The organism is Acinetobacter sp. YH12046, assembly GCF_013419905.1.
Lineage (GTDB): Bacteria > Pseudomonadota > Gammaproteobacteria > Pseudomonadales > Moraxellaceae > Acinetobacter.
Window position 1 is genome coordinate 21,326 of sequence record NZ_VOZF01000012.1, and the last position, 25,213, is coordinate 46,538.

Below are 25,213 nucleotides of genomic sequence, written 5' to 3' on the forward strand. Positions count from 1 at the left end.
GTCTGTGATTCGGTGTCGAATGCATATTTTATTTATTGGTTATGGTAAAACATCCGAGCGGGTAGCTAAACAATTATTTGAGCAAGGTCATCAAATTAGCACAATTAGCCAAAGTCCCAAAACAGATTCATTCGCAACTCATCTGATTCAGGATGTGCATACTCTAGATTTAAGTGCAGTCGCTTCGATTGATTGGGTCTATGTGTTACTCAGTCCCAAACAGAGTGGTGTCGAAGCCTATCAGCACATTTATCTGGATTCGGTTCAGCCAATCGTCACTGCCTTGAAATCCCATCCGGTAAAAAGAATTGTGGTGGTTTCATCAACCCGGGTTTATGGACAGAATGCAGGTGAAAGCGTGGATGATGAAACTGAAATTCATCCGAATGATGCTCAAGGTGAAATTCTGCATCACATGGAACAGGCGTATCTCGCGGCTTATCCTGATCAATGTACCATTATCCGCCCAAGTGGGATTTATGGGACTTCTGTGGCACGTATGCAGAAAATGGCAACCTCAATGATCAGTTATCCAAATCTGCACTGGTCGAATCGTATTCATATTGAAGACTTATCACGTTTTCTAGCTCATATGATTCACGTGGAACATCCTGATTCTTCATATATTTTGACTAATAATCAGCCACAACTTTTGCATGAAGTCTTGCAATGGTTTCAGCAGCAGATGGGTTTATTTATATTGAAAGTGGAAAGTGACAGGGTGGCGGGTAAAAAGCTGTATGCCACAAGAATGGAAAAGATAGGCTTTGAGTTAGAGCATCAGGATTGTTTTCAGGATTATTTAGAGTTGATGAATAAGACTGATTTATAAATTTGGAAGTTCCTCCTCCCTCTGGGAGGAGGTTAGGAGGAGGGTTTTTTTAAAATCACCTCTCCCTTGCGCAGCAGTGCTGCTCATCTCCTAAAAGGAGAGGGAATATTTATCATTTTTATTAATTCTCAAGCAAAAAAAGAGAGGCCAAAACCTCTCTTTTTCTTTAAGTAAACTTTACTTTTTCTTGCGTTTCGCACGTTTCTTGGCTTGTTCAGCCGCAACCGCATCTAGTGCTTCTTTCAACTCTTCATCGGTAAAGGAGGTGATGTGATGCAGCATTTGCAGCTTCACTTCATCCAGTACCAGATCTGCATACTGCGCAACATTGGTCAGCTGCTCATCATAGACAATGGCATTGTCTTCGTTGGTACAAATATAGCCTTTTTGCGTCAGAACTTTGATAAAGCTTTGGAACAAGGCCTTGTCAAAGAATTCTGGCGAGTTGAATTCATACAGTACAGAAAGACGTTGCCCCACCAGATGACTCAGCTCTTCCACCTGACGGGTTGAAATATTGCCTGGGCCACGCTGGGTGATCAAAGCCAGTGTCATGTAATAGCGTTCCAGACTTTGGGTCACTGGAGCAGCCAGAACTTCAAGCTGGTGATGCGCTTCAGTATTCGGTGCTGGCGCTACCAGGTTTTCACCATCTGCACTGATCAGATTGGTTGCAAGTAAAGCATCGATATAAGCATCAACATGTTGCTGAATTTCGTCTTCTTTCCATTTCAGGAATAGCTCAGCTTTCAGGAATGGATAGAGTGTACTGCTAGCGTTGATCGCATCTTCACGGCGAATCATGCCATTGTGTTCTACCAGTGCCGCAATCAGGGACGGCAATACAAAGCTATGCACGATGTTATTACGGAAATAAGTCAGCAATACGGCCTGATTATCTTCAATGGCAATGATATCGCCCAGAACGTGTTTCACCCGTTTAATCAGCTTGAGCTTCATTGCATAGGCAATAATCTCTTTACCTGAAAGTGAGGTAATTTGCATACGCTCATCATAAGGTAAAGCCACCAGCAGATTACGGTAGGTATCCAGCTGCTTGATACAGATTTCTTCGTCCAGCGTATGTTTCGGTGTTGCCAATAAAATAAGTGACAGCAGTGAAACCGGATTCACCACGACTGCACGGTTGATATTTTCCAGAATGGCTTGGGCAGAACTGTTGACTGCGTCGGATACTGGCTGCGGAATCGGATCATCATTCTTTTCAATTTTGATATGTTCTGCACCATGCTGTTTCAGGATGTCATCCAGAAATACCGGTTCACCGAAGTTCAGATGGACCTTGCCAAAAATACGTTCAATTTTGCGCAAGGTTTTCAGGATGCCAAAAATAGATTCTGCTTCTTTCGGCTTGCCATTCATCTCACCGACATAAGTACCACCTTCCATCAGGCGTTCATAGCCGATATAAGTCGGAACAAAGACAATTGGCTTAGCTTTGCCACGTAAATGACCATGTACGGTCATCGCCAGCATGCCGGTTTTTGGTGGCAGCAGACGACCAGTACGTGAACGGCCACCTTCGATAAAGTATTCCAGTGGAGTATTACGTGACAACACGCTATACAGATATTCTTTAAATACGGTGGTATAGAGTGCATTACCGCGGAAGGTACGACGGATAAAGAAAGCACCACCACCCCGTAAGATCTGACCCACAAATGGCATGTTCAGGTTATCGCCTGCCGCAATATAAGGCACCATCAGACCACGACGATAAATCACATAAGACAATAATAAATAGTCGATATGACTGCGGTGACATGGCGTATAGACAATTTCATAATCTTTGGCCAGTTCACGCACGGTACTGAAATTATGTACTTCCACGCCGTCATAGAGCTGGGTCCATAAACGGGTCAGGGCTTTATCGGCGAAACGTACGGTAGAGTGAGAGTAGTCCGATACAATTTCATTCAGATAGCCAATCGCACGACGTTCTGCTTCCAGCATACTGATTTTGCTGCGGATGCTTTCATTACGAATAGCCGCCTGTACATCCGGAGATTTAATCAGGCCATGCATCACATTACGGCGGTCTGACAGGTCAGGGCCGAGGATCACTTCACGCTGTGCATCCAAATAGTCATTCAGACGGCTGACAATATAGGTCGCTGGCGCTGAATTTGGATAAGTTTCTTTGGCAAATTCCATGAGGGTGCGCAAAGATTGTGGCTCATGAAACTCCAGATAAGACTGGCGACCATGCAGACCGATATTGACCAGCTGTTTGACCCGGCTTGGCGTAGACCAGGTATCGGTAAATAAAAGCTTGAACCAAGAATCTTCTTTTTCAGGATCACGACCCCAAAGTACAGTCACCGGTACCAGTTCCACATCCAGTTCGGGATTTTTTTCTAGGACTTCAATCAGGCGTAACAGGCGTGGAGGAAAAGCATGTGGTGGTGAGCTAAGCAGATTATTCTCATCATGATGCTGCAGGAACAGAACCGAAGCCTTTTCCTTGCTGTCACCAATCTGTAGAGGGTCGAGCGCAGGCGGCATGTTTAAACGGCGAGTTTCCGCATCGACTACCAATGCATTACTGCGTGAATGATTCTGCAAAATATAGCAGACGATTTTCTGCTGCGCTGCCGGAGTCTGGTCAGCAGTAGGAGCTGTCACTTCACTTGGTACTTCCCCAAGAACATGCGGGGTGACCACAAGATCAAGTAGCTTACTTGAAAGCTTGCGATACATTTGACCAAAGCCACTCTTGGACATAGTTACTCCTAATTTTACTGACCAAAACTACAGAATTTCTGAGGGAATTTATTTTGATTGATTATAAAAACAAACAATATGTCATTTTCTGACAAATTCAATCGAAGTGGTTCAATTTTAGCGCGAAAGCAGATGTTTTTCCTAGTAAGTTGCAAGAGCAATTGACAGAACAGTCAATCAATCTTTAGAAGATTGCTTGGATTTTATGGCAGAATATTCAGAATAAATTGTATAGATTTATTTCTACACTTCTGGATCTTGCCAATATCACACAGGTTGCTTATGAATGCCTTAACACAGGAACTGGTCGAGCTGCTCAGTTTAGAAAAGTTAGAAGAAAATATTTTCCGGGGAATTAGCCGTAATCTGGTAGGCAAGCGCGTATTTGGTGGGCAGGTTCTGGGACAGGCCCTGCGTGCTGCGTCTTATACCACAGATCGTCCTGCACATTCATTGCATGCCTATTTCCTGTTTGGTGGCGATGTCAATGCACCGATCATTTATGAAGTGGATCGTATCCGTGATGGAAAAAGCTTTGTCAGCCGTCAGGTTCGTGCCATTCAGCATGGCCGTACTATCTTCATGTGTATGGTTTCCTTTGCGCATCAGGAAGAAGGTCTGAACTATCAGATTTCAGAACCTGAGTATCCACCAGCAGAAAGCCTGAAAAATGAAGCAGAGCTCACCCGGCAGATTATTGAATTTATTCCGGAAAATGTGCGTGCTTCTTTCATGCGTGACCGTCATGTCGAAATTCGCCCTGTAATGCCAGTGAATCCATTCCAGCCGCAACCGGAAGCGCCAAATTATGCGCACTATATTCGTACTCATGGAAAGATTGCTGCAGAAGTGGATGAGATTTCCCTGCATCAGGCGATTGCTGCTTTCTATTCGGACTTTACCCTAATGACCACAGCGCTGCGTCCGCATGGTTTAAGTTATCTGTCTCCAAGCTTGCAATGTGCCAGTATTGATCATGCCATGTATTTCCATAAACCATTCCGGGTAGATGAATGGATGTTATACGACATGGATGCTACTCAAAGTGCCAGTTCACGTGGTCTGAACTTTGGCCGCATGTGGCAAAATGGTGAGCTGGTCTGCAGTACCACACAAGAAGGCCTGATCCGTTTACGTGAAATTGAAACCCAGTAAAGCATACTTTTAATTTAAATAAAGCCGGATCCCAGATCCGGCTTTATACATTTTTAAGCACGGCTCTTTATAAAAAATTACTCGATTCTCCAGCACTTGCATGGCATAGTGCCCTTAAGATCAATATTAAAAATGCATGTGAAATGAGCTTAAATACGCAGATTTTAATTGCCGCCGTATTGGGGGTACTGTTTGGATTTTTACTGACTTTATTTCCGCAAAGCACATTTTTTGATGTCGGCCTGTACGGGATTGGAATTGCCAGCAGCCTTTTTATTGGCCTGCTGAAAATGATTTTGATTCCCCTGATTTTTACCTCAATTGTGGTTGGGGTCTCTAATCTGCAGGCGGGGGGGCAGCTGAGTCGAACCTGGAAAATTACTTTGCTGTGCTGTGTGACCACCACCTCATTGGCACTGATTTTAGGGCTAACCTGTGCGCATCTGTTTAATGTGGGGAGAGGTGTGGATGTGGTGATGTTTCAGGATGCTATGGCTCAGCATCAGACTCCTGATACTTTAACGCCGTCGTCTTTCTTTACCAATTTTATTCAGAATACCCTGATCAATCCCTTTAAAGCCTTTGCTGATGGCAATGTTTTGGCCGTTGTGATTTTTGCTCTGTTTATCGGTGTGGCGCTGGTCGCAGGTGGAGACAGCTTCCGTACTGTGCGTAAGCTGAGTCACCAGTTTTTTGACATCATGATGTTGATGATTGGCTGGATCATGAAACTGGCACCGATTGGGATTTTTGCATTACTCGCCAAGTTAATTGCCACTGAAGATATTTCAGTGCTGAGCCGTCTGGCCGAGTTTGCGGCAGTGGTGACAGGCACTACAATTTTCCACGGAATAGTGGTGTTGCCGTTATTGCTATGGATCTTCGGAAAAATGAATCCGCTGACCTTTTTTAAAGGCACCCGTAGTGCATTAATTACTGCCTTTGCCACCAGCTCCAGTTCGGCAACCATGCCGATTTCTTTAAAATGCGCGCAGGAAAATCTGGGCGTACGTCCGCAAACAGCTGGTTTTGTGATTCCTCTTGGCACGCAGCTGAATATGGATGGAACGGCACTTTATGAAGCTGCAGCAGCTTTGTTTATTGCCAATTTGATGGGACTGGATTTAACCTTAGGTCAGCAGCTGGTGGTTTGTGCCACGGCAATGATTGCGTCCCTAGGTGCACCGGGCATTCCAAGCGCCGGCATGGTCACCATGATCATGGTACTGCAATCAGTGGGTTTACCTGCTGAAGCGATTGCGATTCTACTTCCGATTGACCGTCTGCTGGATACCGTACGTACAGTAGTAAACGTGCAGGGCGATATGATGATTAGTGTGGTGGTAGATCGACATACCCGCGAGCCTGAAGTGCCGGTTTAATCTTTGTCTAATTCAGCTTTATCTAAGTCCGGATTCCAGACAATTTCCCAGAGATGACCATTGGGATCCTGAAAATAACCTGCATATCCGCCATAAAAAGTCGTGTGTGCAGGTTTAATAATTTTAGCGCCGGCACGTTCAGCCTGTGCCATTGCCTGGTCGACTTCTAAGGGACTATAGACATTATGCCCCAGAGTCATTTGCGTCGGACAGATTGGGCTTGGCTCCAGACCGGTATCTTGCTGGATACTACGCTGTGGCCATAAGGCAAGCTTAAGACCAGGTTGTAATTGAATAAAAGCCACCGCGCCATATTCAAACTCTTCACCCATAATTCCTTCACTGGGAAAACCCAGTCCATCACGGTAAAAGCGTAGTGAAGCTTCCAGATCGAGCACACCGAGGGTAATCACAGAAATCCGTGCTTGCATAAGTCCCTCCTGATTATGATTGTTATATTTCTATCTTAGGACAAATAAAAAGCAGGGAAGCGATCCCTGCTGTTAGAAATTGTAATAACAGGCAAGCTTAAGCGACTTTGAGAGTAGCGCGTTTGGCTGCCTGTGAATGGTTGAGATAATGCAGCGCATCATCGGTACTGCCTTCATGCACCGGATCATACCAAGGCATTAAATAACCGAGCTGTTGGGATACTAACCACAGCGGGTTAGGCAGAAGGCGGTTATCTGACTGGGAAATACGCAACCATTCTTTCCAGATCCAGGGTTTATATACGGCTGGCTTATACTGCTTGAAACGTGAATCCTGCGATAACAGATGTGCAGCACCATCCACCCAAAGGCCAATTACACCAATAATGACCACCACACTTAGATAATAACGGGCAATATAGCCGCCGCCCAGGTGACGATATAAATCAAAAGCCACACTACGATGTTCAATTTCTTCAGCACCATGCCATTTCACCAGATCCAGCATATTCGGATCAGCACCCAGACGTTCCCATTCAGTATTGTAGAGTGCGTATTTACCCAGGACACAGGTCATGTGTTCTATCGTCGCAATGATACCGAGACGGAACAGATCCCATTGGTGTTCTAAGATTTTAGGAATTTTGAGACCGAATGGATGATCGGCTAGGAGCTTGTTAAATAGGAAATGCATGATGTGCAGATTGCGCTGGATATCAATCTGACGTTCAGATAAATATTCTTTATTGGCCGAATTATGCGCTTGGGCATGCATGGCTTCCTGACGGATAAATGCCTGCACATCATGCTTTAATTTTTCGTCAGTGATCTGGGGGAGGACTTTGTTATATAAACGGCAGAACCAGAGTTCACCCGCGGGCAGAATATTGTTAATTTCATTGACGAAGTAACTGGCAAAGGGCTGATCAGGAATCCAGTCGACTGGAGTGTCTTGCCATTCAAAGCTGACTTTGCGAGGCTGGATAAAATAGGAAATGGAAGAGCCAATTCTTGTTGTTTTGAAGCGCGAAAGTAAAGACATGGTGTGAATCCATCACTGCTTGATCAAGACAGTATGAAAAAAATATCCCGAATTGCAGCAGGCAATACGGGACATTCTTTTATCCGATGAAACACATTCGGCTTATTTTTGTGGATCCTGTTCGACAATCTTTGTTGGATCGACTTCCACAGGCGCGTCCAGATCATTCAGTTCACTGGCACTGACTTCATGAGCGCTGTTGGTCTCATCTTCATCTTCTAATAATTCAATTGGTTCATCAGCTTCGTTTAAATCATGCATTGAAGCTTCAGGAATGCTGTCCAGATCAAATTCAGGTGCTTGATTCAAAGTGAAGTTCAAACGCCCGCCCATCACACTGGCCAGTTCTTCCAGACCTTGCTTGTTTAGAGAAGAAAACAGTTGAATCGAGAAATCCAGCTTCATCTTTTTCAGTTTGGCTTTCACTTCTTGTAGCGCTTTCGAAGCAGGGCCACGGTTCAGCTTGTCGGCTTTGGTCAGCAGCACATGTACGAATAATTTACGTGAATACGCCCATTCCAGCATCATCACATCAAAGTGTTGTAGCGGATGACGGATATCCATCAGCAACACCAGACCTTGCAGGCTCTTGCGGTGAATCAGATAGTTTTCCAGTTCTTTCTGCCAGACAATTTTCATGGCTTCTGGGACCGCTGCATAGCCATAACCCGGTAAATCGACCAGACGCTGATCCGGATTGCCAAGGCTAAAGAAGTTGATCATCTGGGTACGGCCTGGTTTTTTGGACGCACGGGCCAACTGTTTCTGATTGGTCAGGGCATTGATGGCACTCGATTTACCCGCATTGGAACGGCCAGCAAAAGCCACCTCATAACCGGTATCTTCTACACACAAGCTGAGCTTGGGTGCACTCATCAGGAACTCAGCTTTGCGTAACCAGTTGAGGGCTTGTACCGAATATTCAGTAATGGCTGGATCGACCTTTTTTTCATAGCTGATCTTTTGCTTTGGGGCATTTGATGCCTTACTGTTTTTCGACTTTCCTCTGCTGTGATGCATGGCTCAACTTCAATGACTAATTATACAAGAAGCTATTATAAAGGAAGTCGGGCGGGCAAGCGAACTTTAGAATTGCCCAATAGAATAAGGGTATTAGAGATTGATCAGACTAATCGGCGACTGGATACTAAAATGTTCCTTGGTCGGTTCAACGACATCACCCAGAATATATTGATCCAGACTGGTATAGAACTGCTCCACAGCCTGATCCAGAATGCCTTTTAATCCGCAATTGGTACGTAATACACAAGGTGGATCATTACATTCCACAATCTGGTTATCACGTTGCAGAATATGCACAATCTGTCCTAGCTGAACTTTCAAGGCAGCCGGATTAAGACGGATTCCACCGCCTTTACCGCGAGAGGTAATGAGCCAGTCCTGTTTCGCCATAAAGTAGACGATTTTCATGGCATGGTTCTGTGAAATCTGTAAGCGCTCCGCCAACTCGGCAATTGTATAAGGCAGATCACGGGGTTGCGCAACATACATCAGTATGCGCAGCGCATAGTCAGTAAATTTATTCAGTTGCATGATAATACTGATGTTTTTGATGAAAAAAATTAGGGTTAGTCTAGCATACCAGACTAACCCTCTGTTTTTATTTTAAGCTGAAGAAGCAGTTAGTGGCGTACACCACCTGTGCCAAAGGCTTCGCTATGAATGTTCTCAGCAGGAATTCCGCGAGCGACAAGTGCCTTTTGCTGTTCAGCCATAAATGGCATTGGGCCACAGAGATAGTAGTCTGCATTGGCTGGTAATAATGCGCTATCTACAGTGCTTAAGTCCAGTCGACCGGCAACATCATAATCCTCACCCAGTTTATCGCTTGGGTGCGGAAATTCATAAGCAGTCATTGTGCTTAAACGTGGATATTTGGCTTTCAAGTCATGAATATGCTGTTTCATCGCATGAACCTGTTTGCTACGGCAGGCATGGATGAAAGTCACAGGCTGCGGCATATCCAGAGTCACCAGCTGGTTCAGCATGGCTACCATTGGAGTTAGACCTACACCGCCACTGATGAACACATTACGTTTATTCGGATCAATCAGGTAGAAGTTACCTGTCGGTGCAGAGACTTCAATTTCTGAACCTTCTGGCAGGCTATGTAAAGTATTCGATACCCAACCTGGAACCATGTCGCCTTTCTGGTCTTCACGTTTCACCGAGATACGCAGGTAGTCTGCTTGTGGGCAAGTCGACAGGGTATATTGGCGTGGTTGTCTCAGATTTAACTCAGGTACAAACACACGTACAGAGATATATTGGCCAGCTTCATATTTCGGTAATGGACCGCCGTCGACTGGAGCCAGGTAGAAAGAAGTGATTTCGTCACTTTCCACGACTTTCTTGGCAATCTTGAAGTTGCGCCAGCCTAACCAGCTGCCTTTAGTCTGTTCATGCTGGTCGTAAATCGCTTTTTCAGTTGCAATGAACAGATCCGCCAGTTGACCGTACGCTGCAGCCCAAGCATCAATCAATGGATCATCCATCGAAATGTTCAATACTTCACTGATCGAATGCAACAGGTTTTCCCCAACAATACCGTAATCCGGTGCCTTAATGTTTAAGCTCACGTGTTTATGTGCGATCAGCTCAACCACGGGTAACAGCACAGATGGATCTTCGATATTTTCAGCATAAGCCAGAACCGCACCTGCCAAGGCTTGTGCTTGAGCTCCACTGCGTTGATGTCCCATGTTAAAGGTTTCTTTCAAATCAGGATTATTGCCTAGCATGCGGTTATAGAAATAACCGGTCAGGGCAACCCCATTTTCACGAAGTACAGGAACAGTGGCTTTTACAAGGTCAATTTGCTGTGGAGTCATAGCTGATCTCTCATGGCTGTTATTTATAAGATGTATTTAGAATACATCTTATAAAATGCTTTTACAATATAGTAAAAGCATAAAACCATAAAAAAATTATGGGATATAAAAATATCCCATAAAAATGATGTTTTCGATCGGAGAAAGGAAGGTTATTTGCGCCCGAAGAGGGAACCTAATAGACCACGCACAATTTTCTGTCCGGTACTACCACCAAGACTACGTGCTGCACTTTTGGCAAAGGTACCCACAATATCCTGAGTAAGTTTTTCACGTTGCTTGGCTGCACGCTCAGCTTCTTTTTGCTGTTCACGTGCCAAACGTTCCTGTTCTTTAATTTGCTGCTTGGCAAGAGCTTCCTGTTCCTTGCTTTGCTGTTTGGCAAGTTCGGCGGCCTGAGCCTGTTGCTGGCGTTCTGCGACCTTGTTTTGCAGCAATTTCATGGGCGCTGTCCCGATCGACTGGCTGCTCATAAATACCGGCGACAATACTTTGCTGCATGAGAGCCTTGCGTTCTTCAAGCGAGATCGGTGTAAAGGATGAATGCGGCGGCATGACCCAGCCACGCTCTACTATTTGCGGAATGCCTTTTTCATCCAGACAGCTAATCAGCGCTTCACCTACAGCAAGTTCAGTAATCGCTTCCTGTACTTTAAATTCTGGATTGGCACGGAAGGTATCCGCCGCCGTTTTGACTGCCTTCTGATCTTTAGGAGTAAAAGCGCGTAAGGCATGCTGAACCCGGTTGCCGAGTTGACTGAGGACGCTTTCTGGTAAATCCAGTGGATTCTGGGTGACAAAGTAAATCCCGACACCTTTGGAGCGGATCAAGCGTACCACCTGTTCAATCTTTTCCTGTAGGGCAGGGCTGGCATTGTCAAAGAGTAAATGCGCTTCATCAAAGAAGAACATCAGTTTCGGTTTGTCCAGATCACCCACTTCCGGTAACTGTTCAAATAACTCTGACAGCATCCATAATAGGAAAGTGGCGTACAACTTCGGTGTGTTCATCAGCTTGTCAGCAGCCAGCAAATTGATATTGCCGCGGCCTTGGCTATCCGTTTGCAGGAAATCCATCAGGTCGAGTGCTGGCTCGCCAAAGAATTTATCCCCGCCTTGATCTGCAAGTGCCAATAAATTGCGTTGAATCGCACCGAGGCTGGCGGGGGAGAGATTGCCATATTCCGCTTTAAAGTCTGCAGCATGTTCGCTGACATAGCTGAGCATGGCTTTCAGGTCTTTAAAATCGATCAGTAACAAGCCCTGATCGTCGGCAATTCGGAAGACTGCCGAGAGAACGCCTTCTTGCGTGTCATTCAGGTTCAGGATACGGGCAAGCAGAAGTGGTCCAATTTCAGAAATCGTAGTACGGATCGGATGGCCTTGTTCACCAAACAGATCCCAGAATACGACCGGCGAAGCTTCAAAAGGAATCGAGTCAATATTCAGGCTTTTAATGCGTTCATCGAACTTAGGATTACTTTCCCCCGGCTTGGCTAGGCTGGAAACATCTCCCTTGGCATCGGCTAGGAACACGGGTACACCAATGCGAGAAAAGCTTTCTGCCAAAACTTTCAAAGTTACCGTTTTGCCAGTTCCGGTCGCGCCGGCAATTAGCCCGTGACGGTTGGCAAGCTGTGAGTGCAGCACAATATTTTGCGTGGTATCACTGGTTTTTTTAGCAATAATAATTGGTGTACCCATAGATTTTCCTGTTGTTATTTACTCATTTTTAAGTTTTTTCATGTTTTGTAGTGCGTGCTGAATATCTTCAATCAGATCTTTCGGATGTTCTAGACCAATACAGAAACGAACCAGAAAACCCTCTTTCAAATGTGAATGTTCAAGCACACGTATTTCTTTTAAGTTATATAGCATGACCAGACTCACAGGGCCACCCCAGCTAAATCCAAGCTTAAACAGTTTTAAGCTGTCACAGAAATTTCGAATATCTTGCAACTTGTAGTTATTGTCAAAAATCACGCTGACCAGTCCGGCACTATGTCCTTGCTTGCAAATTTCTTTCCAGTTTTCATGGCCAGCATTGTCAGTATCAGCCGGATGTAAGACCTGAACAAATTCTGGTTGTTGTTTGAGCCAGTCTAATAAGGTTAAGCAGCTTTGTGATTGATGTTCATATCGGAGTTGCATTGAAGCCAGACTACGTTGTACCTGAGCGACATCATCACCTGATACTGAAATACCCTGAATGGCATGGGCACGGAACAATTTATGATGTAATTCTTTATCGCGGGTAACCACTGAACCCATCAGAATATCACCGCCACCACTTGGATATTTAGTCAGGGCATGCACGGTCATATCGACACTTAAATGATCCTCACCAAAATCAAATGCATTAAAGGCGAGACCTGCGCCCCAAGTATTGTCCAGCGCAGTGAGGATATTGTTGGCTTGAGCCTTCTTGACCAAGCGACTCAAATCGGGAAATTCTAAAGTCACGGAACCCGCCGCTTCCAGCCAAAGCAGTTTGGCTTTTTCCGAGGGCTGAAAAGTATCCGTGTCTATCGCATTATAGACTTTGACCTGAATACCATAGCGGGTTTCCAGATTACGTAAATGTTCCATGTTTGGACCATAGATATTATCTGCAACCCACACTTCATCGCCTTGGCTTAAAAAACAAGAATTCACGAGATTAATCGCGGATAAACCACTCGGTGCCAGCAAGCAATATTGACCGCCTTCGATCTGGGCAATGCTATCGCCTAAGGTAAATGTCGTCGGTGTACCATGCGTGCCATAGCTATAGTCATAGTCATCAGTCCAGTGGCGATTAAATAGGGCATCAGTATTGTTAAAGATGATGGTGGATGCACGAAACAGGGGAGGTTGAATACTGGAAATATATTGCGGGGCCTTTCGTGGTGCATGAATCAGCGCTGTTTGAGGATTTTTTTTCACGTGAATGCTCTTAAATGTAATCAAATATTGCTTTAGCTTAAGAGAATCTCATTATTGCTGCCAGTTATGTTGTGAAATGTTGAAAAAATTGACATTGCTAAAAAGTTGGCTTCATTTTTGCAAAACCTAAAATCAGAGAGCTACAACAAAAGGTTTAGGCGCATGAAGTCGCAGTTAAAAGTACATTATTTTCAGCATATTGCTGGCGAGGGTTTTGGTAGTTGTATTGATTTTTTAAAGCAGCATCAGGCGCAAATTACTGCGACTGAATTCTTTGCTTTACCCGTCGATCGTCCACTCGATATAGAAGCTTTACCAGCAGTTGAAGAAGTTGATTTGCTGATCATCATGGGAGGCACCATGAGTGTCAATGATGAGGCAAATTATCCATGGCTCAAGATCGAAAAACGCTGGTTACGCCGTTATCTTTCTCAAGGCAAACCGGCGATTGGCCTATGTTTAGGTGGGCAGCTGATTGCCAATGCCTTGGGTGCGGCCGTCAGCCGTAACCAGGAGCAGGAGTTAGGCTGGACCACGGTACGCAAAGTCGCGCATGTACCCGAGGATTGTTTTATTTTACCTGAACAGTTTGAAATTATGCAGTGGCATAGTGAAACCTTTGAACTACCTAAAGGGGCAATTCATCTGGCAGAAAATGAAGCCTGTCGTAATCAGATGTATCAACTCGGCAAGAATGTCTTGGGGTTCCAGTTTCATCCGGAAATCACCCCGGAAACTTTAAAGCTGTTTTTGGAAAATGAAGAAGAAATTTCACAATTTTCTGGAAAATATGTACAGGACATCCAACAACTGAAAAGAACAACCAAAAATAATTTTATCCAAGGAAATCAAATACTAAATCAAGCTATTCAGTATGTTTTGGAAAAAACAGCCTAGTGAGTAAAAAATAAACAATTGATTTCCCGAATAAATTGAAATACAGCAAGAAAAACCGTAAAAGGGATTTGCTTATGCAATAAACAATGGCTATAATAAGCGACCCTTCGAGAGGAAGGGGGTTAACTGCGAAGAAAGTAGTTAACTATCGTTACAGTCGTGGCATCGATCACGACCTTAGTGATATTTCACTGCTCTTGACACTTGCCTTAAAATAGTGGGGTGAGATGCGTCAAGAGTGATTCTTTATATATTTGGCTTGGAGTTAACTGGTATGTCTAACCAGAGAATTCGTATCCGTCTTAAGTCTTTTGATCACCGTCTTATTGATCAATCAGCTCAAGAAATCGTAGAAACAGCAAAACGTACTGGCGCACAAGTTTGTGGTCCAATTCCAATGCCTACACGCATTGAACGTTTTAACGTTTTAACATCACCACACGTTAACAAAGATGCGCGTGACCAATACGAGATCCGCACTTACAAACGTTTGATCGACATCGTTCAACCTACAGACAAAACTGTAGATGCATTGATGAAGTTAGATCTTGCAGCTGGTGTTGATGTTCAGATCGCATTGGGTTAAGGCTTTCGGGTTAATTAACGCTCTAAGTTAATTAGGCCGCTTTTTTAGAGGTTTATGCACATGGCTATTGGTTTAGTCGGTCGCAAGTGCGGTATGACACGTATCTTTACAGATGCTGGTGTTTCTGTGCCTGTTACAGTGATTGAGGTTGATCCTAACCGCATCACTCAAATCAAAACGCTTGAAACTGATGGTTATCAAGCGATTCAAATCACTACTGGTGAACGTCGCGAATCTCGCGTAACTAACGCTCAGAAAGGTCACTTCGCGAAAGCTGGTGTTGCTGCTGGTCGTCTGGTTCAAGAATTCCGCGTTTCAGAAGCTGAGCTTGAAGGTCGTGAAGTTGGCGCTACTATCGGTGTAGATCTGTTCACAGTGGGTCAAATTGTTGACGTAACTGGTCAGTCTAAAGGTAAAGGTTTCCAGGGTGGTGTTAAGCGTTGGAACTTCCGTACTCAAGACGCTACTCACGGTAACTCTGTTTCTCACCGTGTTCTAGGTTCTACAGGTCAAAACCAGACTCCTGGTCGCGTGTTCAAAGGCAAAAAAATGGCTGGCCATTTAGGTGCTGAACGCGTAACTGTACAGGGTCTTGAAATTGTATCTATCGACGCAGAACGTTCAGTTCTAGTAGTTAAAGGTGCGATTCCTGGCGCTACTGGTGGCGACGTAACTGTTCGTCCTACGATCAAGGCCTGAGGGGAAATAACGTGAATTTAAATACTGTTTCCGGCTCTGCTGTTGAATTATCAGAAGTTGCGTTCGGTCGTGAATTTAATGAAGCTCTTGTACACCAAGTTGTTACAGCTTACTTAGCTGGTGGTCGTCAAGGTTCTAAAGCTCAGAAATCACGTGCAGACGTTTCTGGCGGTGGTAAAAAACCATTCCGTCAAAAAGGTACTGGCCGCGCTCGTGCTGGTTCTATTCGTAGCCCAATCTGGGTTGGCGGTGGTAAAACTTTTGCTGCTCGTCCACAAGACTGGTCTCAAAAAGTAAACCGTAAAATGTACCGCGGTGCTATGCAATGCATCCTGGCTGAACTTGTTCGTCAAGATCGCTTAGTTCTAGTTGAAGAGTTTGCTGTTGCAGCTCCAAAAACTAAAGAATTGCTTGCAAAACTTAACGACTTGAATGCTACTCGTGCATTGATCGTTACTGATGCTGTTGATGAGAACTTGTATCTAGCTGCTCGTAACCTTCCACACGTTGATGTGGTTGATGCGACTGCAATCGATCCTGTTAGCTTGATCGCGTTCGATAAAGTTGTTATGTCTGTAGCTGCTGCTAAGAAAATTGAGGTAGAACTCGGATGAACAACGAACGTTTATATCAAGTCCTGCAAGGACCTGTTTTCTCAGAAAAAGCACAAGTTTTAGGTGAAACTGCTGGTGTTCAAGTATTCAAAGTTGCACTTGATGCAAACAAGCTTGAAATCAAAAAAGCAGTGGAACAATTGTTTGGTGTAGAAGTTGTTAAAGTTAACACTACGATCACTAAAGGTAAAACTAAACGCTTTGGTAAAACATTAGGACGTCGTTCTGATGTTAAAAAAGCATACGTCACCCTGAAAGCTGGCCAAGATGTTGAAATGGCTGACTTGGGCGATGCCGCTGAAAGCGCAGCGGAATAAGGACGAAAACTATGCCTATTCAAAAATGTAAGCCAACGTCTCCAGGACGTCGCTTTGTAGAGAAAGTGGTTCATGATCACCTTCACAAAGGCGCGCCTTATGCTCCACTAGTTGAAGCTAAAAAACGTACTGGCGGCCGTAATAACAACGGTCACATTACGACTCGTCACGTTGGTGGCGGTCACAAACAACACTACCGTTTAATCGACTTCAAACGTAACAAAGACGGCATCCCAGCTGTAGTTGAGCGTATTGAATACGATCCAAACCGTACTGCGCACATTGCGTTGTTGAAGTATGCTGACGGTGAACGTCGCTACATCATCGCGCCTAAAGGTTTACGCGCTGGTGATTCAGTTCAATCTGGTAACGATGCTCCAATCCGTCCAGGTAACTGCTTGCCACTTCGCAACATGCCTATCGGTTCTACTCTTCACAACATCGAACTTAAAATCGGTAAAGGCGCGCAGTTAGCTCGTTCAGCTGGTACTTCTGTTCAGTTGTTGGGTCGTGACGGTTCCTACGCTATCGTTCGTCTTCGTTCAGGCGAGATGCGTAAAATTCATGTTGAATGCCGCGCTGTGTTAGGTGAAGTATCTAACTCAGAAAGCAACCTTCGCTCACTAGGTAAAGCTGGTGCATCACGCTGGCGTGGTGTTCGTCCTACCGTTCGTGGTATGGCGATGAACCCAGTTGATCACCCACACGGTGGTGGTGAAGGGCGTAACAAAGGTATTCAACCTGTAAGCCCATGGGGTCAAAAAGCTAAAGGGTACAAAACACGTACCAACAAGCGTACGACTAAGATGATTATTCGCGACCGTCGCGTTAAGTAACAAGTAAAGGAATCTGACAATGCCTCGTTCTCTGAAAAAAGGCCCATTCGTCGATGCGCACTTGTTCGCTAAGGTTGAAGCGGCTATCGCGGCTAATAACCGTAAGCCGATCAAAACTTGGTCGCGTCGTTCGATGATCCTCCCGGATTTTGTTGGTTTAACAATTTCTGTACACAATGGCCGTAACCATGTTCCAGTGATCATCTCTGAACATATGGTTGGACACAAGCTTGGTGAATTTGCACCGACTCGTACCTACCGTGGTCACGGTGTTGACAAGAAATCTAAACGTTAATAGGTGCTATGATGGAAGTAACTGCTAAATTACGCGGTGCCGCTATCTCGGCACAAAAAGCTCGTTTGGTTGCAGATCTTATCCGCGGCAAATCTGTTGCGCACGCTCTTAACATCTTAAACTTCAGCAACAAAAAAGCTGCAGTATTGGTTAAGAAAGCGTTGGAATCTGCAATTGCAAACGCTGAACATAATAACAGTTTAGATGTAGACGACCTTAAAGTTTCTACGATCTACGTTGATGAAGGCATGAGCCTGAAACGTATTATGCCACGTGCTAAAGGCCGTGCAGATCGTATTACTAAGCGTACTTGTCACATCACCGTTAAGGTAGGGGTTTGATATGGGTCAGAAGGTTCATCCAATCGGTATCCGCCTAGGTGTTGTGAAACGTCATAACGCTAACTGGTATGCGAGTCCGAAACAATACGCTGAATACTTGCTTAAAGATTTGCAAGTTCGTGAGTTTTTAACTAAAAAACTTAAGAATGCAATGATCAGCAATATTCTTATCGAACGTCCAACAGGCGCTGCTAAAGTAACTATTAGCACTGCTCGTCCTGGTATCGTAATCGGTAAAAAAGGCGAAGACATTGAGAAATTACAACGCGAATTAACATCTATTATGGGTGTTCCTGCGCAAGTAAGTATCAACGAAATTGATCGTCCAGACTTAGACGCGCGTCTAGTTGCTGAAGCTATCGCTTCTCAATTGGAAAAACGTGTAATGTTCCGTCGTGCTATGAAGCGTGCGGTTCAAAACACTATGCGTGCTGGTGCGAAAGGTATCAAAGTAGAAGTTTCAGGCCGTTTAGGTGGTGCTGAGATTGCTCGTACTGAATGGTATCGTGAAGGTCGTGTACCTCTACATACTCTTCGTGCAGATATCGACTACGCGACTATGCGTGCTGAGACTACTTACGGTACGATTGGTGTTAAAGTTTGGATCTTCCGTGGCGAGATCTTGGGTGGCATGAAACAAGTCATGAACCCAGCTCCAGCTGAAGAACGTCCAGCTAAACGCGGTCGCGGTCGTGGTGAAGGTCAAGAGCGTCGTGGTCGTCGCAATGATCGTTCTGCTGAAAAAGGAGAATAATCCATGTTGCAACCTAAACGTACTAAATTCCGTAAGGTGCAAAAAGGCCGTAACACTGGTCTAGCTCACCGCGGTAGCTCAGTATCTTTTGGTACTATCGCACTTAAATCAATCGAACGTGGTCAAATGACTGCACGTCAAATTGAAGCAGCGCGTCGTACAATTAGCCGTCGTATTAAACGTGGTGGTAAAATCTTTATCCGTGTATTCCCGGACAAGCCAATTACTTCTAAACCACTTGAAGTGCGTATGGGTAAAGGTAAAGGTTCTGTGGAATACTGGGTTTGCCAAATCAAACCAGGTAAAGTCTTGTACGAAATTGATGGTGTTAACGAAGACCTAGCTCGCGAAGCGTTCACGCTTGCTGCTGCTAAACTTCCGTTTAAAACCACTATCGTGACTCGGACGGTAATGTAATGAAAACTAAAGATCTACGTGAAAAGTCGGTAGAAGAGTTGACAGCTTTGCTTGATGAGCAACAGCTAAACCAATTCCGTCTTCGTATGGCGAAAGCAACTGGTCAATTGGGTAAATCGCACGAAGTGCAATTGACTCGCAAGACTATTGCTCGTATCAAGACCCTCCTTACCGAAAAACAGGGGAACGGACAATGAGTGAAAATACAGTCCGCACGTTAACAGGCAAAGTAGTAAGCGACAAGATGGAAAAATCTATCGTTGTTCTTATCGAACGCCGTGTTCAACACCCGTTGTATGGCAAATCAATCCGCCGTTCAACAAAATTACATGCTCATGATGAGAACAACACAGCTAAAGTTGGCGACGTTGTAACCATTAAAGAAAGCCGCCCAATGTCTAAAACTAAGTCATGGACTTTAGTTGAAGTTGTTGAAGCAGCTGCTGAGTAATTAACGTTCTTGTTGCATCATCGGTCAATTTCGAGTACTCTTTGAGCCTTTCGAAATTGTGACCGGTGATGCTCGGTTTTGGAGTAGGGCAATGATTCAGACCGAAACTATGCTCGACGTAGCAGACAACAGTGGTGCTCGCCGCGTACAATGTATTAAAGTACTTGGTGGTTCACATCGTCGTTATGCTTCTGTTGGCGACATTATTAAAGTTACTGTAAAAGAAGCAATTCCACGCGCACGTGTTAAAAAAGGTGACGTGATGAATGCAGTAGTTGTACGTACAAAATTCGGTATCCGTCGTCCAGACGGTTCAGTGATTCGTTTCGACGATAACGCTGCTGTTATTTTGAACAACAACAAAGCGCCGATTGCAACTCGTATTTTCGGACCAGTGACTCGTGAACTTCGTACTGAACAGTTCATGAAAATTATTTCATTGGCTCCTGAAGTTCTATAAGAGGCGATCATGGCTAAGATTAAAAAAGGCGATCAAGTAATTGTGATCGCAGGTAAAGAAAAAGGCAAACAGGGTACTGTTCTGTCTGTTTCTAATGACCGCGTTAAGGTTGAAGGCCTTAACTTGGTGAAGAAGCATCAAAAGCCGAACCGTGTTACTGGCGCTGAAGGCGGCATCGTAACTCAAGAAGCTTCGCTTCACATTTCAAACGTGGCAATTTTTAATGCTACAACCCAAAAGGCTGACCGTGTTGGTTACCAAACGATTGACGGCGTGAAAACTCGCGTATTCAAATCTAATGGTGAATCAGTGGCGGTAGCGAAGTAATAGGTTGAAAAAGGCAATGGCCAGACTTAAAGCACGTTACAACGACGAACTTAAAGCTCAATTAAAAGAACAATTGGGAATTAAGAATGTGATGGAGATCCCTCGCATCACTAAAATCACTATCAACATGGGTGTTGGTGCAGCTTCTGCTGACAAGAAACTCCTTGATGGTGCTCTTTCTGATATGCAAGCTATCGCTGGTCAAAAACCAGTTCTTACGTTAGCTCGTAAATCTATCGCTGGTTTCAAAATCCGTGATGGTTGGCCGATTGGTTGTAAAGTTACTTTACGCGGCGAACGTATGTACGAATTCTTAGACCGTCTGATCTCGATTGCGATTCCTCGTATCCGTGACTTCCGTGGTTTCTCTGCGAAATCATTTGATGGTCGTGGTAACTACTCAATGGGTCTTAAAGAACAGATCATGTTCCCTGAGATCGATTTTGACAAGATTGACCGTATTCGTGGTATGGACATTACCATCACTACGACTGCTCGCACCGATGACGAAGGCCGTGCGCTAATGCGTGCATTCGGCTTCCCGTTCAAATAAGAGGTCGAAATGGCTAAGAAAAGTATGATTAATCGCGAATTGAAACGCGAAGCTACTGTTGCTAAATACGCTGCAAAACGTGCTGAATTAAAAGCAATCATTGCAAACGTAAATGCTTCAGATGAAGAACGTTTCGATGCGATGATGAAATTACAGGCATTACCACGTAATGCATCTCCAGTACGTCTACGTAACCGTTGTGGTTTAACTGGTCGTCCTCATGGTTACTTCCGTAAGTTCGGCTTAAGCCGTAACATGGTACGCGATAAAGTAATGCAAGGTGATGTACCTGGCGTTGTTAAGGCAAGCTGGTAAGGAGCACTATAAATGAGTATGCAAGATACCGTTGCCGACATGCTAACACGTGTTCGTAACGCACAAATGGCAAAGAAACAAACTGTTTCTATGCCTAATTCTAAGTTGAAAGTTGCGATTGCTAACGTACTTCAACAAGAAGGTTATATTTCAAACGTAGAAGTTGCTGAAGTTGAAGGCAAAGCAACTCTTACTTTGACTTTAAAATATTTTGAAGGCAAGCCAGTTATCGAAACTGTGAAACGCGTAAGCCGTCCAGGTCTACGTCAGTATCGCGGTAAAGATGCACTTCCAAGCGTTAAGCAAGGTTTAGGTATTGCAATTGTTTCTACAAGCAAAGGCATCATGACTGATCGCGCTGCACGTGCTGCAGGCGTTGGTGGTGAAGTTATTGCTTTTGTTTCTTAATAGGTGATTCCTCATGTCTCGTGTGGCTAAAGCCCCAGTAACTGTACCTAACGGTGTAACAGTTACTCAGAACGGCCGGCAGGTCGAAGTGAAAGGCAGCAAAGGTACATTGTCTTTCAACCTGCATGCGCTGGTCGAGCTAAAACAGGAAGACGGTACTCTAGTTATTGCTCCTAAAGCTGAATCTAAAGACGCTTGGATGCAAGCTGGTACTGCTCGCGCTGTGCTTAACAACCTTGTAAAAGGTGTAAGCGAAGGTTTCGAACGTAAGTTACAACTTATCGGTGTTGGTTATAAAGCTGCGGTTAAAGGTAACGTTGTTAACCTTAACCTTGGTTTCTCTCACCCGATCGACTATACGCTTCCTGAAGGTGTAACTGCTGAAACTCCAACTGCAACTGAAATCGTACTTAAATCTGCTGATAAAGCAGTTCTAGGTCAAGTCGCTGCAGATATCCGTGGTTACCGTCCACCAGAGCCTTATAAAGGTAAAGGTGTTCGTTATTCTGACGAAGTTGTACTTCGTAAAGAAGCTAAGAAGAAATAAGGCGCGAGGTTCTTATGAACGAAAAGAAACAATCCCGTTTGCGTCGTGCGAAAAGCACACGCTTGCACATCCGTGCATTGGGTGCGACTCGTTTGTGTGTAAACCGCACTCCGCGTCACATCTATGCTCAAGTTATCTCAGCAGATGGTGGCAAAGTATTAGCGCAAGCTTCTACTCTAGACGCTACTTTACGTGCGGGTACTACTGGTAACGTTGAAGCAGCTCAAAAAGTAGGTGCTTTAATCGCAGAACGCGCTAAAGCAGCTGGTGTTACTAAAGTTGCATTTGACCGTTCTGGTTTCAAATATCATGGTCGTATCAAAGCCTTGGCTGATGCTGCCCGTGAAAACGGCTTGGAGTTCTAATCATGGCTAAAGTTGAACAAAACGAAGGTCTTGTTGAAAAGCTGGTTGCCGTTGATCGTGTAGCCAAAGTTGTTAAGGGTGGTCGTATCTTCTCTTTCACAGCATTAACTGTTGTGGGTGATGGTAATGGTCGCGTAGGTTTTGGTCGTGGTAAAGCGCGTGAAGTTCCAGCTGCTATTTCTAAAGCACTTGAAGCTGCTCGTCGTAACATGATTACTGTTGACCTTGTTGATGGTACTGTTCAGCACCCTATCAATGCTCGTCACGGTGCAAGCCGCGTTTACATGCAACCTGCTTCTGAAGGTACTGGTGTAATTGCTGGTGGCGCGATGCGTGCAGTTTTAGAAGCTGTTGGCGTACGTAATGTATTAACTAAATGTTATGGCTCTACAAACGCTGCTAACGTAGTAAACGCAACTTTTAACGGTTTGCGTGATATGACTTCTCCTGAGAAAGTTGCTGCGAAACGTGGTTTAACAGTAGAACAAATTCAAGGGTAATCAATCATGAAAACGATTAAAGTTACCCAGACTAAATCTGCATCGCACCGCTTGAAAAATCACAAGCTGAGCCTGAAAGGTTTAGGTCTGCGTCGTATTGGTCATACTGTAGAAGTGCAAGATACGCCTTCTAACCGTGGTATGATCAACCAAGTCTACTATATGGTTAGTGTAGAGGAATAAGCCATGACTCTGCGTTTAAATACAATTGCACCTGCAGAAGGTGCTAAGCGTGACAACCTTCGTCTAGGTCGTGGTATCGGTTCTGGCGTTGGTAAGACTGGTGGTCGTGGTATCAAAGGTCAAAACTCACGTAAGAGCGGTGGTACTCGTCCAGGTTTCGAAGGTGGTCAAACTGCACTTTATCGTCGTTTGCCTAAATTCGGTTTCACTAGCCAATTGGCTTTGAAAACTGCTGAAGTACGTTTATCTGAGCTTGCTAAAGTTGAAGGCGACATCGTGTCTCTTGAAACTTTAAAAGCTGCGAACGTTGTACGTAAAGACATGACTCGTGCTCGTATCGTACTTTCTGGTGAAATTACTCGTGCATTCACTGTACAAGGTGTTGCATTGACTAAAGGCGCTAAAGCTGCTGTTGAAGCTGCTGGCGGTAAAGTCGAGGAGTAATCCCCAGTGTCTATGACTCCTAGTTCTTCAGGTCATGTCAACATGATGAAAGGCCAACCATTTCATGTGAAATACCGTGAAATTATTCGTCGAATGATGTTTCTCATTGGTGCGTTGTTGGTGTTTCGACTAGGAGCGCATATTCCAGTACCAGGGATTAATAATGCCGCACTAGAAAATCTGTTTAATGCAAACCAAGGTACCATCCTTGGTTTGTTTAACATGTTTTCGGGTGGTGCATTAGAGCGAATGTCGATTCTTGCTTTAGGGATCATGCCATACATCTCTGCATCGATTATCGTGCAGTTAATGTCTACTGTGGTTCCTCAGCTCGAAGCTTTGAAAAAAGAAGGCGAGCAGGGCAAACGTAAGATTAACCAATACACACGACAAGGCACGCTGTTCCTTGCACTTGTGCAAGCAATTGGTATGTGTGCTGGCCTGATCAGCCAGGGAATTACCCTGACCTCTGGTCTGGCTTTTTATGTTCCTGCGGTAACCTCTTTGGTTGCGGGGACCATGTTCTTGATGTGGCTGGGTGAACAGATTACCGAGCGTGGGGTGGGCAATGGTATTTCCATGATCATCTTCGCAGGTATCGTTGCAGGATTGCCGACTTTAGTTATGCAGTCTCTAACTTCAGTTGATAATGGCCAGTCTAGTCTAATTGGATTAGCAATTTTTGGTCTGTTATCGATTGCTGTACTTGCAGCGATTGTGTTTATCGAGAAGGCGCAACGTCGTATTCCGGTGAACTATGCTCAAAAGCAGCAGGGACGTCGTGTATTTACTGCACAGCAAACGCACTTGCCATTAAAAATTAATATGGCGGGTGTAATTCCGGCAATTTTTGCCAGCTCTTTACTTTTGTTCCCAGCGAGCTTAGGTCAGTGGGTTGGTAGTTCGGATCCAAGTGCAGGAATTATCAAGCGTAGTCTACAAGACTTGGCATTGGTGTTATCGCCTGGTCAGCCGTTGTATTTGGTGCTCTTTGGTGCGTTAATTATCTTTTTCTGTTACTTCTATACAGCACTGGTATTTAGTCCTAAAGAAGTGTCAGAGAACTTGAAACGCAGCGGAGCTTACGTGCCTGGTATTCGTCCAGGTGAGCAAACTGCTCGTTACTTAGATCATATTCTCAATCGTTTGACCTTTATCGGCGCGATATACATCACTGTCATCTGTTTAATGCCGATGATTCTGCAAAGCTCTTTTGGTATTCCATTTAGCTTGGGCGGAACATCGTTGCTGATCGTGGTAGTGGTGGTGATGGACTTTATGGCTCAGCTTCAAGCACATCTCACCTCGCACCAGTATGACAATCAAACGTTAATGAGAAAAACGACTGCTCATCCTAAGGGATAAGCGCACTTAGAGGTTTCATCATGAAAGTACAAGCTTCTGTAAAGAAAATTTGTGGTAGCTGCAAAGTTATCCGTCGTAATGGGGTTATTCGCGTAATTTGTAGCGCAGAACCTCGTCATAAGCAGCGTCAAGGTTAATCTGATCAAGACCTGTTGATTTCAGTAGGCGAATTGGG

General features: G+C 44.6%; 34 protein-coding genes and 1 pseudogene. 27 read left to right on the top strand and 8 right to left on the bottom strand.

Annotation, left to right across the window (positions count from 1 at the left end):
• The first annotated feature begins 19 nt into the window (after positions 1-19).
• Entirely contained in the window at positions 20-832 is an 813-nt protein-coding gene (locus FTU03_RS08735; RefSeq protein WP_179992767.1) for an NAD-dependent epimerase/dehydratase family protein, read from the top strand.
• Positions 833-1,009: 177 nt separating this feature from the next.
• Here the strand turns inward: FTU03_RS08735 and plsB are convergent, their stop codons facing one another.
• On the bottom strand, positions 1,010-3,577 hold the full coding sequence (gene plsB, locus FTU03_RS08740) for a glycerol-3-phosphate 1-O-acyltransferase PlsB (protein WP_179992768.1): 2,568 nt from the start codon (positions 3,575-3,577) through the stop codon (positions 1,010-1,012).
• 282 nt (positions 3,578-3,859) lie between these two features.
• Here plsB and FTU03_RS08745 point away from each other — a divergent pair, with 282 nt between their 5' ends.
• Together FTU03_RS08745 and FTU03_RS08750 are read left to right on the top strand one after the other, a co-directional pair.
• The gene (locus tag FTU03_RS08745) at positions 3,860-4,732 is read left to right on the top strand and encodes an acyl-CoA thioesterase II (RefSeq protein WP_004786947.1); all 873 of its coding nucleotides are present in this window, start codon (positions 3,860-3,862) and stop codon (positions 4,730-4,732) included.
• Positions 4,733-4,875: 143 nt separating this feature from the next.
• A complete protein-coding gene (locus FTU03_RS08750; RefSeq protein WP_004786945.1) occupies positions 4,876-6,114 on the top strand; it encodes a dicarboxylate/amino acid:cation symporter in 1,239 nt (412 codons plus the stop codon).
• On the opposite strand, the gene FTU03_RS08755 is transcribed toward FTU03_RS08750, so the two are convergent.
• From FTU03_RS08755 to FTU03_RS08785, 7 genes and pseudogenes are all read right to left on the bottom strand, one after another.
• A complete protein-coding gene (locus FTU03_RS08755; protein ID WP_179992769.1) occupies positions 6,111-6,545 on the bottom strand; it encodes a VOC family protein in 435 nt (144 codons plus the stop codon). The two genes, FTU03_RS08750 and FTU03_RS08755, sit on opposite strands and share 4 nt — an antisense overlap.
• A 97-nt stretch (positions 6,546-6,642) precedes the next feature.
• The gene (locus FTU03_RS08760) at positions 6,643-7,587 is read right to left on the bottom strand and encodes a metal-dependent hydrolase (RefSeq protein ID WP_166135540.1); all 945 of its coding nucleotides are present in this window, start codon (positions 7,585-7,587) and stop codon (positions 6,643-6,645) included.
• Between the two features lie 102 nt (positions 7,588-7,689).
• Complete coding sequence (gene yihA / locus FTU03_RS08765; protein WP_125278969.1) at positions 7,690-8,607, bottom strand: ribosome biogenesis GTP-binding protein YihA/YsxC; 918 nt, start codon at positions 8,605-8,607, stop codon at positions 7,690-7,692.
• A gap of 93 nt (positions 8,608-8,700) precedes the next feature.
• The gene (locus FTU03_RS08770) at positions 8,701-9,141 is read right to left on the bottom strand and encodes an Rrf2 family transcriptional regulator (protein WP_179992770.1); all 441 of its coding nucleotides are present in this window, start codon (positions 9,139-9,141) and stop codon (positions 8,701-8,703) included.
• 89 nt (positions 9,142-9,230) lie between these two features.
• The gene (gene hmpA, locus FTU03_RS08775) at positions 9,231-10,439 is read right to left on the bottom strand and encodes an NO-inducible flavohemoprotein (RefSeq protein WP_004786935.1); all 1,209 of its coding nucleotides are present in this window, start codon (positions 10,437-10,439) and stop codon (positions 9,231-9,233) included.
• A gap of 152 nt (positions 10,440-10,591) precedes the next feature.
• A pseudogene (locus FTU03_RS08780) lies at positions 10,592-12,143 on the bottom strand (helicase HerA-like domain-containing protein).
• An 18-nt stretch (positions 12,144-12,161) separates the two neighbouring features.
• Entirely contained in the window at positions 12,162-13,364 is a 1,203-nt protein-coding gene (locus FTU03_RS08785) for a PLP-dependent transferase (protein ID WP_179992771.1), read from the bottom strand.
• Positions 13,365-13,526: 162 nt separating this feature from the next.
• Between FTU03_RS08785 and FTU03_RS08790 the strand changes: the two genes are divergently transcribed.
• From FTU03_RS08790 to rpmJ, 24 genes are all read left to right on the top strand, one after another.
• Positions 13,527-14,261, top strand: coding sequence for a type 1 glutamine amidotransferase (locus tag FTU03_RS08790; RefSeq protein WP_179992772.1), 735 nt, complete (start codon positions 13,527-13,529; stop codon positions 14,259-14,261).
• A 274-nt stretch (positions 14,262-14,535) separates the two neighbouring features.
• Complete coding sequence (gene rpsJ, locus FTU03_RS08795; protein ID WP_000070912.1) at positions 14,536-14,847, top strand: 30S ribosomal protein S10; 312 nt, start codon at positions 14,536-14,538, stop codon at positions 14,845-14,847.
• 60 nt (positions 14,848-14,907) lie between these two features.
• Entirely contained in the window at positions 14,908-15,546 is a 639-nt protein-coding gene (gene rplC / locus FTU03_RS08800; RefSeq protein ID WP_005233737.1) for a 50S ribosomal protein L3, read from the top strand.
• Between the two features lie 11 nt (positions 15,547-15,557).
• Positions 15,558-16,160 (top strand): 50S ribosomal protein L4, encoded by a 603-nt coding sequence (gene rplD / locus FTU03_RS08805; protein WP_004786925.1) that lies wholly within the window; start codon positions 15,558-15,560, stop codon positions 16,158-16,160.
• Complete coding sequence (gene rplW, locus FTU03_RS08810; protein WP_004786923.1) at positions 16,157-16,477, top strand: 50S ribosomal protein L23; 321 nt, start codon at positions 16,157-16,159, stop codon at positions 16,475-16,477. Before rplD ends, rplW begins: the two co-directional genes overlap by 4 nt.
• A gap of 11 nt (positions 16,478-16,488) precedes the next feature.
• Positions 16,489-17,313, top strand: coding sequence for a 50S ribosomal protein L2 (rplB, locus tag FTU03_RS08815; RefSeq protein WP_005233738.1), 825 nt, complete (start codon positions 16,489-16,491; stop codon positions 17,311-17,313).
• A gap of 19 nt (positions 17,314-17,332) precedes the next feature.
• Positions 17,333-17,608, top strand: coding sequence for a 30S ribosomal protein S19 (gene rpsS / locus FTU03_RS08820; protein ID WP_004673001.1), 276 nt, complete (start codon positions 17,333-17,335; stop codon positions 17,606-17,608).
• 11 nt (positions 17,609-17,619) lie between these two features.
• Positions 17,620-17,949 carry a 50S ribosomal protein L22 gene (gene rplV, locus FTU03_RS08825; protein WP_001982638.1) on the top strand — a complete coding sequence of 110 codons (330 nt, stop codon included), beginning with the start codon at positions 17,620-17,622 and terminating at the stop codon, positions 17,947-17,949.
• A 1-nt stretch (position 17,950) separates the two neighbouring features.
• Positions 17,951-18,703 (top strand): 30S ribosomal protein S3, encoded by a 753-nt coding sequence (gene rpsC / locus FTU03_RS08830; RefSeq protein ID WP_004786918.1) that lies wholly within the window; start codon positions 17,951-17,953, stop codon positions 18,701-18,703.
• A gap of 3 nt (positions 18,704-18,706) precedes the next feature.
• Entirely contained in the window at positions 18,707-19,120 is a 414-nt protein-coding gene (gene rplP / locus FTU03_RS08835; RefSeq protein WP_004786917.1) for a 50S ribosomal protein L16, read from the top strand.
• Positions 19,120-19,317 (top strand): 50S ribosomal protein L29, encoded by a 198-nt coding sequence (gene rpmC, locus FTU03_RS08840; protein ID WP_004786915.1) that lies wholly within the window; start codon positions 19,120-19,122, stop codon positions 19,315-19,317. The genes rplP and rpmC overlap by 1 nt, the downstream gene beginning before the upstream one ends.
• Positions 19,314-19,571, top strand: coding sequence for a 30S ribosomal protein S17 (gene rpsQ / locus FTU03_RS08845; RefSeq protein WP_004786913.1), 258 nt, complete (start codon positions 19,314-19,316; stop codon positions 19,569-19,571). Before rpmC ends, rpsQ begins: the two co-directional genes overlap by 4 nt.
• A gap of 91 nt (positions 19,572-19,662) precedes the next feature.
• On the top strand, positions 19,663-20,031 hold the full coding sequence (gene rplN, locus FTU03_RS08850; protein ID WP_001982634.1) for a 50S ribosomal protein L14: 369 nt from the start codon (positions 19,663-19,665) through the stop codon (positions 20,029-20,031).
• A 9-nt stretch (positions 20,032-20,040) separates the two neighbouring features.
• Positions 20,041-20,358 (top strand): 50S ribosomal protein L24, encoded by a 318-nt coding sequence (gene rplX, locus FTU03_RS08855; RefSeq protein WP_004786911.1) that lies wholly within the window; start codon positions 20,041-20,043, stop codon positions 20,356-20,358.
• Positions 20,359-20,374: 16 nt separating this feature from the next.
• Complete coding sequence (rplE, locus tag FTU03_RS08860; RefSeq protein ID WP_004786908.1) at positions 20,375-20,911, top strand: 50S ribosomal protein L5; 537 nt, start codon at positions 20,375-20,377, stop codon at positions 20,909-20,911.
• A gap of 9 nt (positions 20,912-20,920) precedes the next feature.
• Positions 20,921-21,226: a 30S ribosomal protein S14 gene (gene rpsN, locus FTU03_RS08865; protein WP_004786907.1), complete on the top strand. Its 306-nt coding sequence runs from the start codon at positions 20,921-20,923 to the stop codon at positions 21,224-21,226.
• A gap of 12 nt (positions 21,227-21,238) precedes the next feature.
• A complete protein-coding gene (gene rpsH / locus FTU03_RS08870) occupies positions 21,239-21,634 on the top strand; it encodes a 30S ribosomal protein S8 (RefSeq protein WP_004786905.1) in 396 nt (131 codons plus the stop codon).
• A 13-nt stretch (positions 21,635-21,647) separates the two neighbouring features.
• Positions 21,648-22,181 carry a 50S ribosomal protein L6 gene (gene rplF, locus FTU03_RS08875; RefSeq protein WP_004786903.1) on the top strand — a complete coding sequence of 178 codons (534 nt, stop codon included), beginning with the start codon at positions 21,648-21,650 and terminating at the stop codon, positions 22,179-22,181.
• A 14-nt stretch (positions 22,182-22,195) separates the two neighbouring features.
• Entirely contained in the window at positions 22,196-22,546 is a 351-nt protein-coding gene (rplR, locus tag FTU03_RS08880; protein ID WP_004281497.1) for a 50S ribosomal protein L18, read from the top strand.
• A gap of 2 nt (positions 22,547-22,548) precedes the next feature.
• The gene (gene rpsE / locus FTU03_RS08885) at positions 22,549-23,046 is read left to right on the top strand and encodes a 30S ribosomal protein S5 (protein WP_004786901.1); all 498 of its coding nucleotides are present in this window, start codon (positions 22,549-22,551) and stop codon (positions 23,044-23,046) included.
• A 6-nt stretch (positions 23,047-23,052) separates the two neighbouring features.
• The gene (rpmD, locus tag FTU03_RS08890) at positions 23,053-23,229 is read left to right on the top strand and encodes a 50S ribosomal protein L30 (protein ID WP_004786899.1); all 177 of its coding nucleotides are present in this window, start codon (positions 23,053-23,055) and stop codon (positions 23,227-23,229) included.
• Between the two features lie 3 nt (positions 23,230-23,232).
• A complete protein-coding gene (gene rplO, locus FTU03_RS08895; RefSeq protein WP_004786897.1) occupies positions 23,233-23,673 on the top strand; it encodes a 50S ribosomal protein L15 in 441 nt (146 codons plus the stop codon).
• Positions 23,674-23,718: 45 nt separating this feature from the next.
• Positions 23,719-25,038, top strand: a complete 1,320-nt coding sequence (secY, locus tag FTU03_RS08900; protein ID WP_171065444.1) for a preprotein translocase subunit SecY — start codon at positions 23,719-23,721, stop codon at positions 25,036-25,038.
• Positions 25,039-25,058: 20 nt separating this feature from the next.
• On the top strand, positions 25,059-25,175 hold the full coding sequence (gene rpmJ / locus FTU03_RS08905) for a 50S ribosomal protein L36 (RefSeq protein ID WP_000867907.1): 117 nt from the start codon (positions 25,059-25,061) through the stop codon (positions 25,173-25,175).
• The last annotated feature ends 38 nt before the right edge of the window (positions 25,176-25,213 follow it).

Bases quoted from the DNA above. Each gene is read 5' to 3' on its own strand.
- FTU03_RS08735 (WP_179992767.1), top strand. From the start codon at position 20: ATGCATATTTTATTTATTGGTTATGGTAAAACATCCGAGCGGGTAGCT.
- plsB (WP_179992768.1), bottom strand. From the start codon at position 3,577: ATGTCCAAGAGTGGCTTTGGTCAAATGTATCGCAAGCTTTCAAGTAAG.
- FTU03_RS08745 (WP_004786947.1), top strand. From the start codon at position 3,860: ATGAATGCCTTAACACAGGAACTGGTCGAGCTGCTCAGTTTAGAAAAG.
- FTU03_RS08750 (WP_004786945.1), top strand. From the start codon at position 4,876: ATGAGCTTAAATACGCAGATTTTAATTGCCGCCGTATTGGGGGTACTG.
- FTU03_RS08755 (WP_179992769.1), bottom strand. From the start codon at position 6,545: ATGCAAGCACGGATTTCTGTGATTACCCTCGGTGTGCTCGATCTGGAA.
- FTU03_RS08760 (WP_166135540.1), bottom strand. From the start codon at position 7,587: ATGTCTTTACTTTCGCGCTTCAAAACAACAAGAATTGGCTCTTCCATT.
- yihA (WP_125278969.1), bottom strand. From the start codon at position 8,607: ATGCATCACAGCAGAGGAAAGTCGAAAAACAGTAAGGCATCAAATGCC.
- FTU03_RS08770 (WP_179992770.1), bottom strand. From the start codon at position 9,141: ATGCAACTGAATAAATTTACTGACTATGCGCTGCGCATACTGATGTAT.
- hmpA (WP_004786935.1), bottom strand. From the start codon at position 10,439: ATGACTCCACAGCAAATTGACCTTGTAAAAGCCACTGTTCCTGTACTT.
- FTU03_RS08790 (WP_179992772.1), top strand. From the start codon at position 13,527: ATGAAGTCGCAGTTAAAAGTACATTATTTTCAGCATATTGCTGGCGAG.
- rpsJ (WP_000070912.1), top strand. From the start codon at position 14,536: ATGTCTAACCAGAGAATTCGTATCCGTCTTAAGTCTTTTGATCACCGT.
- rplC (WP_005233737.1), top strand. From the start codon at position 14,908: ATGGCTATTGGTTTAGTCGGTCGCAAGTGCGGTATGACACGTATCTTT.
- rplW (WP_004786923.1), top strand. From the start codon at position 16,157: ATGAACAACGAACGTTTATATCAAGTCCTGCAAGGACCTGTTTTCTCA.
- rplB (WP_005233738.1), top strand. From the start codon at position 16,489: ATGCCTATTCAAAAATGTAAGCCAACGTCTCCAGGACGTCGCTTTGTA.
- rpsS (WP_004673001.1), top strand. From the start codon at position 17,333: ATGCCTCGTTCTCTGAAAAAAGGCCCATTCGTCGATGCGCACTTGTTC.
- rplV (WP_001982638.1), top strand. From the start codon at position 17,620: ATGGAAGTAACTGCTAAATTACGCGGTGCCGCTATCTCGGCACAAAAA.
- rpsC (WP_004786918.1), top strand. From the start codon at position 17,951: ATGGGTCAGAAGGTTCATCCAATCGGTATCCGCCTAGGTGTTGTGAAA.
- rplP (WP_004786917.1), top strand. From the start codon at position 18,707: ATGTTGCAACCTAAACGTACTAAATTCCGTAAGGTGCAAAAAGGCCGT.
- rpmC (WP_004786915.1), top strand. From the start codon at position 19,120: ATGAAAACTAAAGATCTACGTGAAAAGTCGGTAGAAGAGTTGACAGCT.
- rpsQ (WP_004786913.1), top strand. From the start codon at position 19,314: ATGAGTGAAAATACAGTCCGCACGTTAACAGGCAAAGTAGTAAGCGAC.
- rplN (WP_001982634.1), top strand. From the start codon at position 19,663: ATGATTCAGACCGAAACTATGCTCGACGTAGCAGACAACAGTGGTGCT.
- rplX (WP_004786911.1), top strand. From the start codon at position 20,041: ATGGCTAAGATTAAAAAAGGCGATCAAGTAATTGTGATCGCAGGTAAA.
- rplE (WP_004786908.1), top strand. From the start codon at position 20,375: ATGGCCAGACTTAAAGCACGTTACAACGACGAACTTAAAGCTCAATTA.
- rpsN (WP_004786907.1), top strand. From the start codon at position 20,921: ATGGCTAAGAAAAGTATGATTAATCGCGAATTGAAACGCGAAGCTACT.
- rpsH (WP_004786905.1), top strand. From the start codon at position 21,239: ATGAGTATGCAAGATACCGTTGCCGACATGCTAACACGTGTTCGTAAC.
- rplF (WP_004786903.1), top strand. From the start codon at position 21,648: ATGTCTCGTGTGGCTAAAGCCCCAGTAACTGTACCTAACGGTGTAACA.
- rplR (WP_004281497.1), top strand. From the start codon at position 22,196: ATGAACGAAAAGAAACAATCCCGTTTGCGTCGTGCGAAAAGCACACGC.
- rpsE (WP_004786901.1), top strand. From the start codon at position 22,549: ATGGCTAAAGTTGAACAAAACGAAGGTCTTGTTGAAAAGCTGGTTGCC.
- rpmD (WP_004786899.1), top strand. From the start codon at position 23,053: ATGAAAACGATTAAAGTTACCCAGACTAAATCTGCATCGCACCGCTTG.
- rplO (WP_004786897.1), top strand. From the start codon at position 23,233: ATGACTCTGCGTTTAAATACAATTGCACCTGCAGAAGGTGCTAAGCGT.
- secY (WP_171065444.1), top strand. From the start codon at position 23,719: ATGAAAGGCCAACCATTTCATGTGAAATACCGTGAAATTATTCGTCGA.
- rpmJ (WP_000867907.1), top strand. From the start codon at position 25,059: ATGAAAGTACAAGCTTCTGTAAAGAAAATTTGTGGTAGCTGCAAAGTT.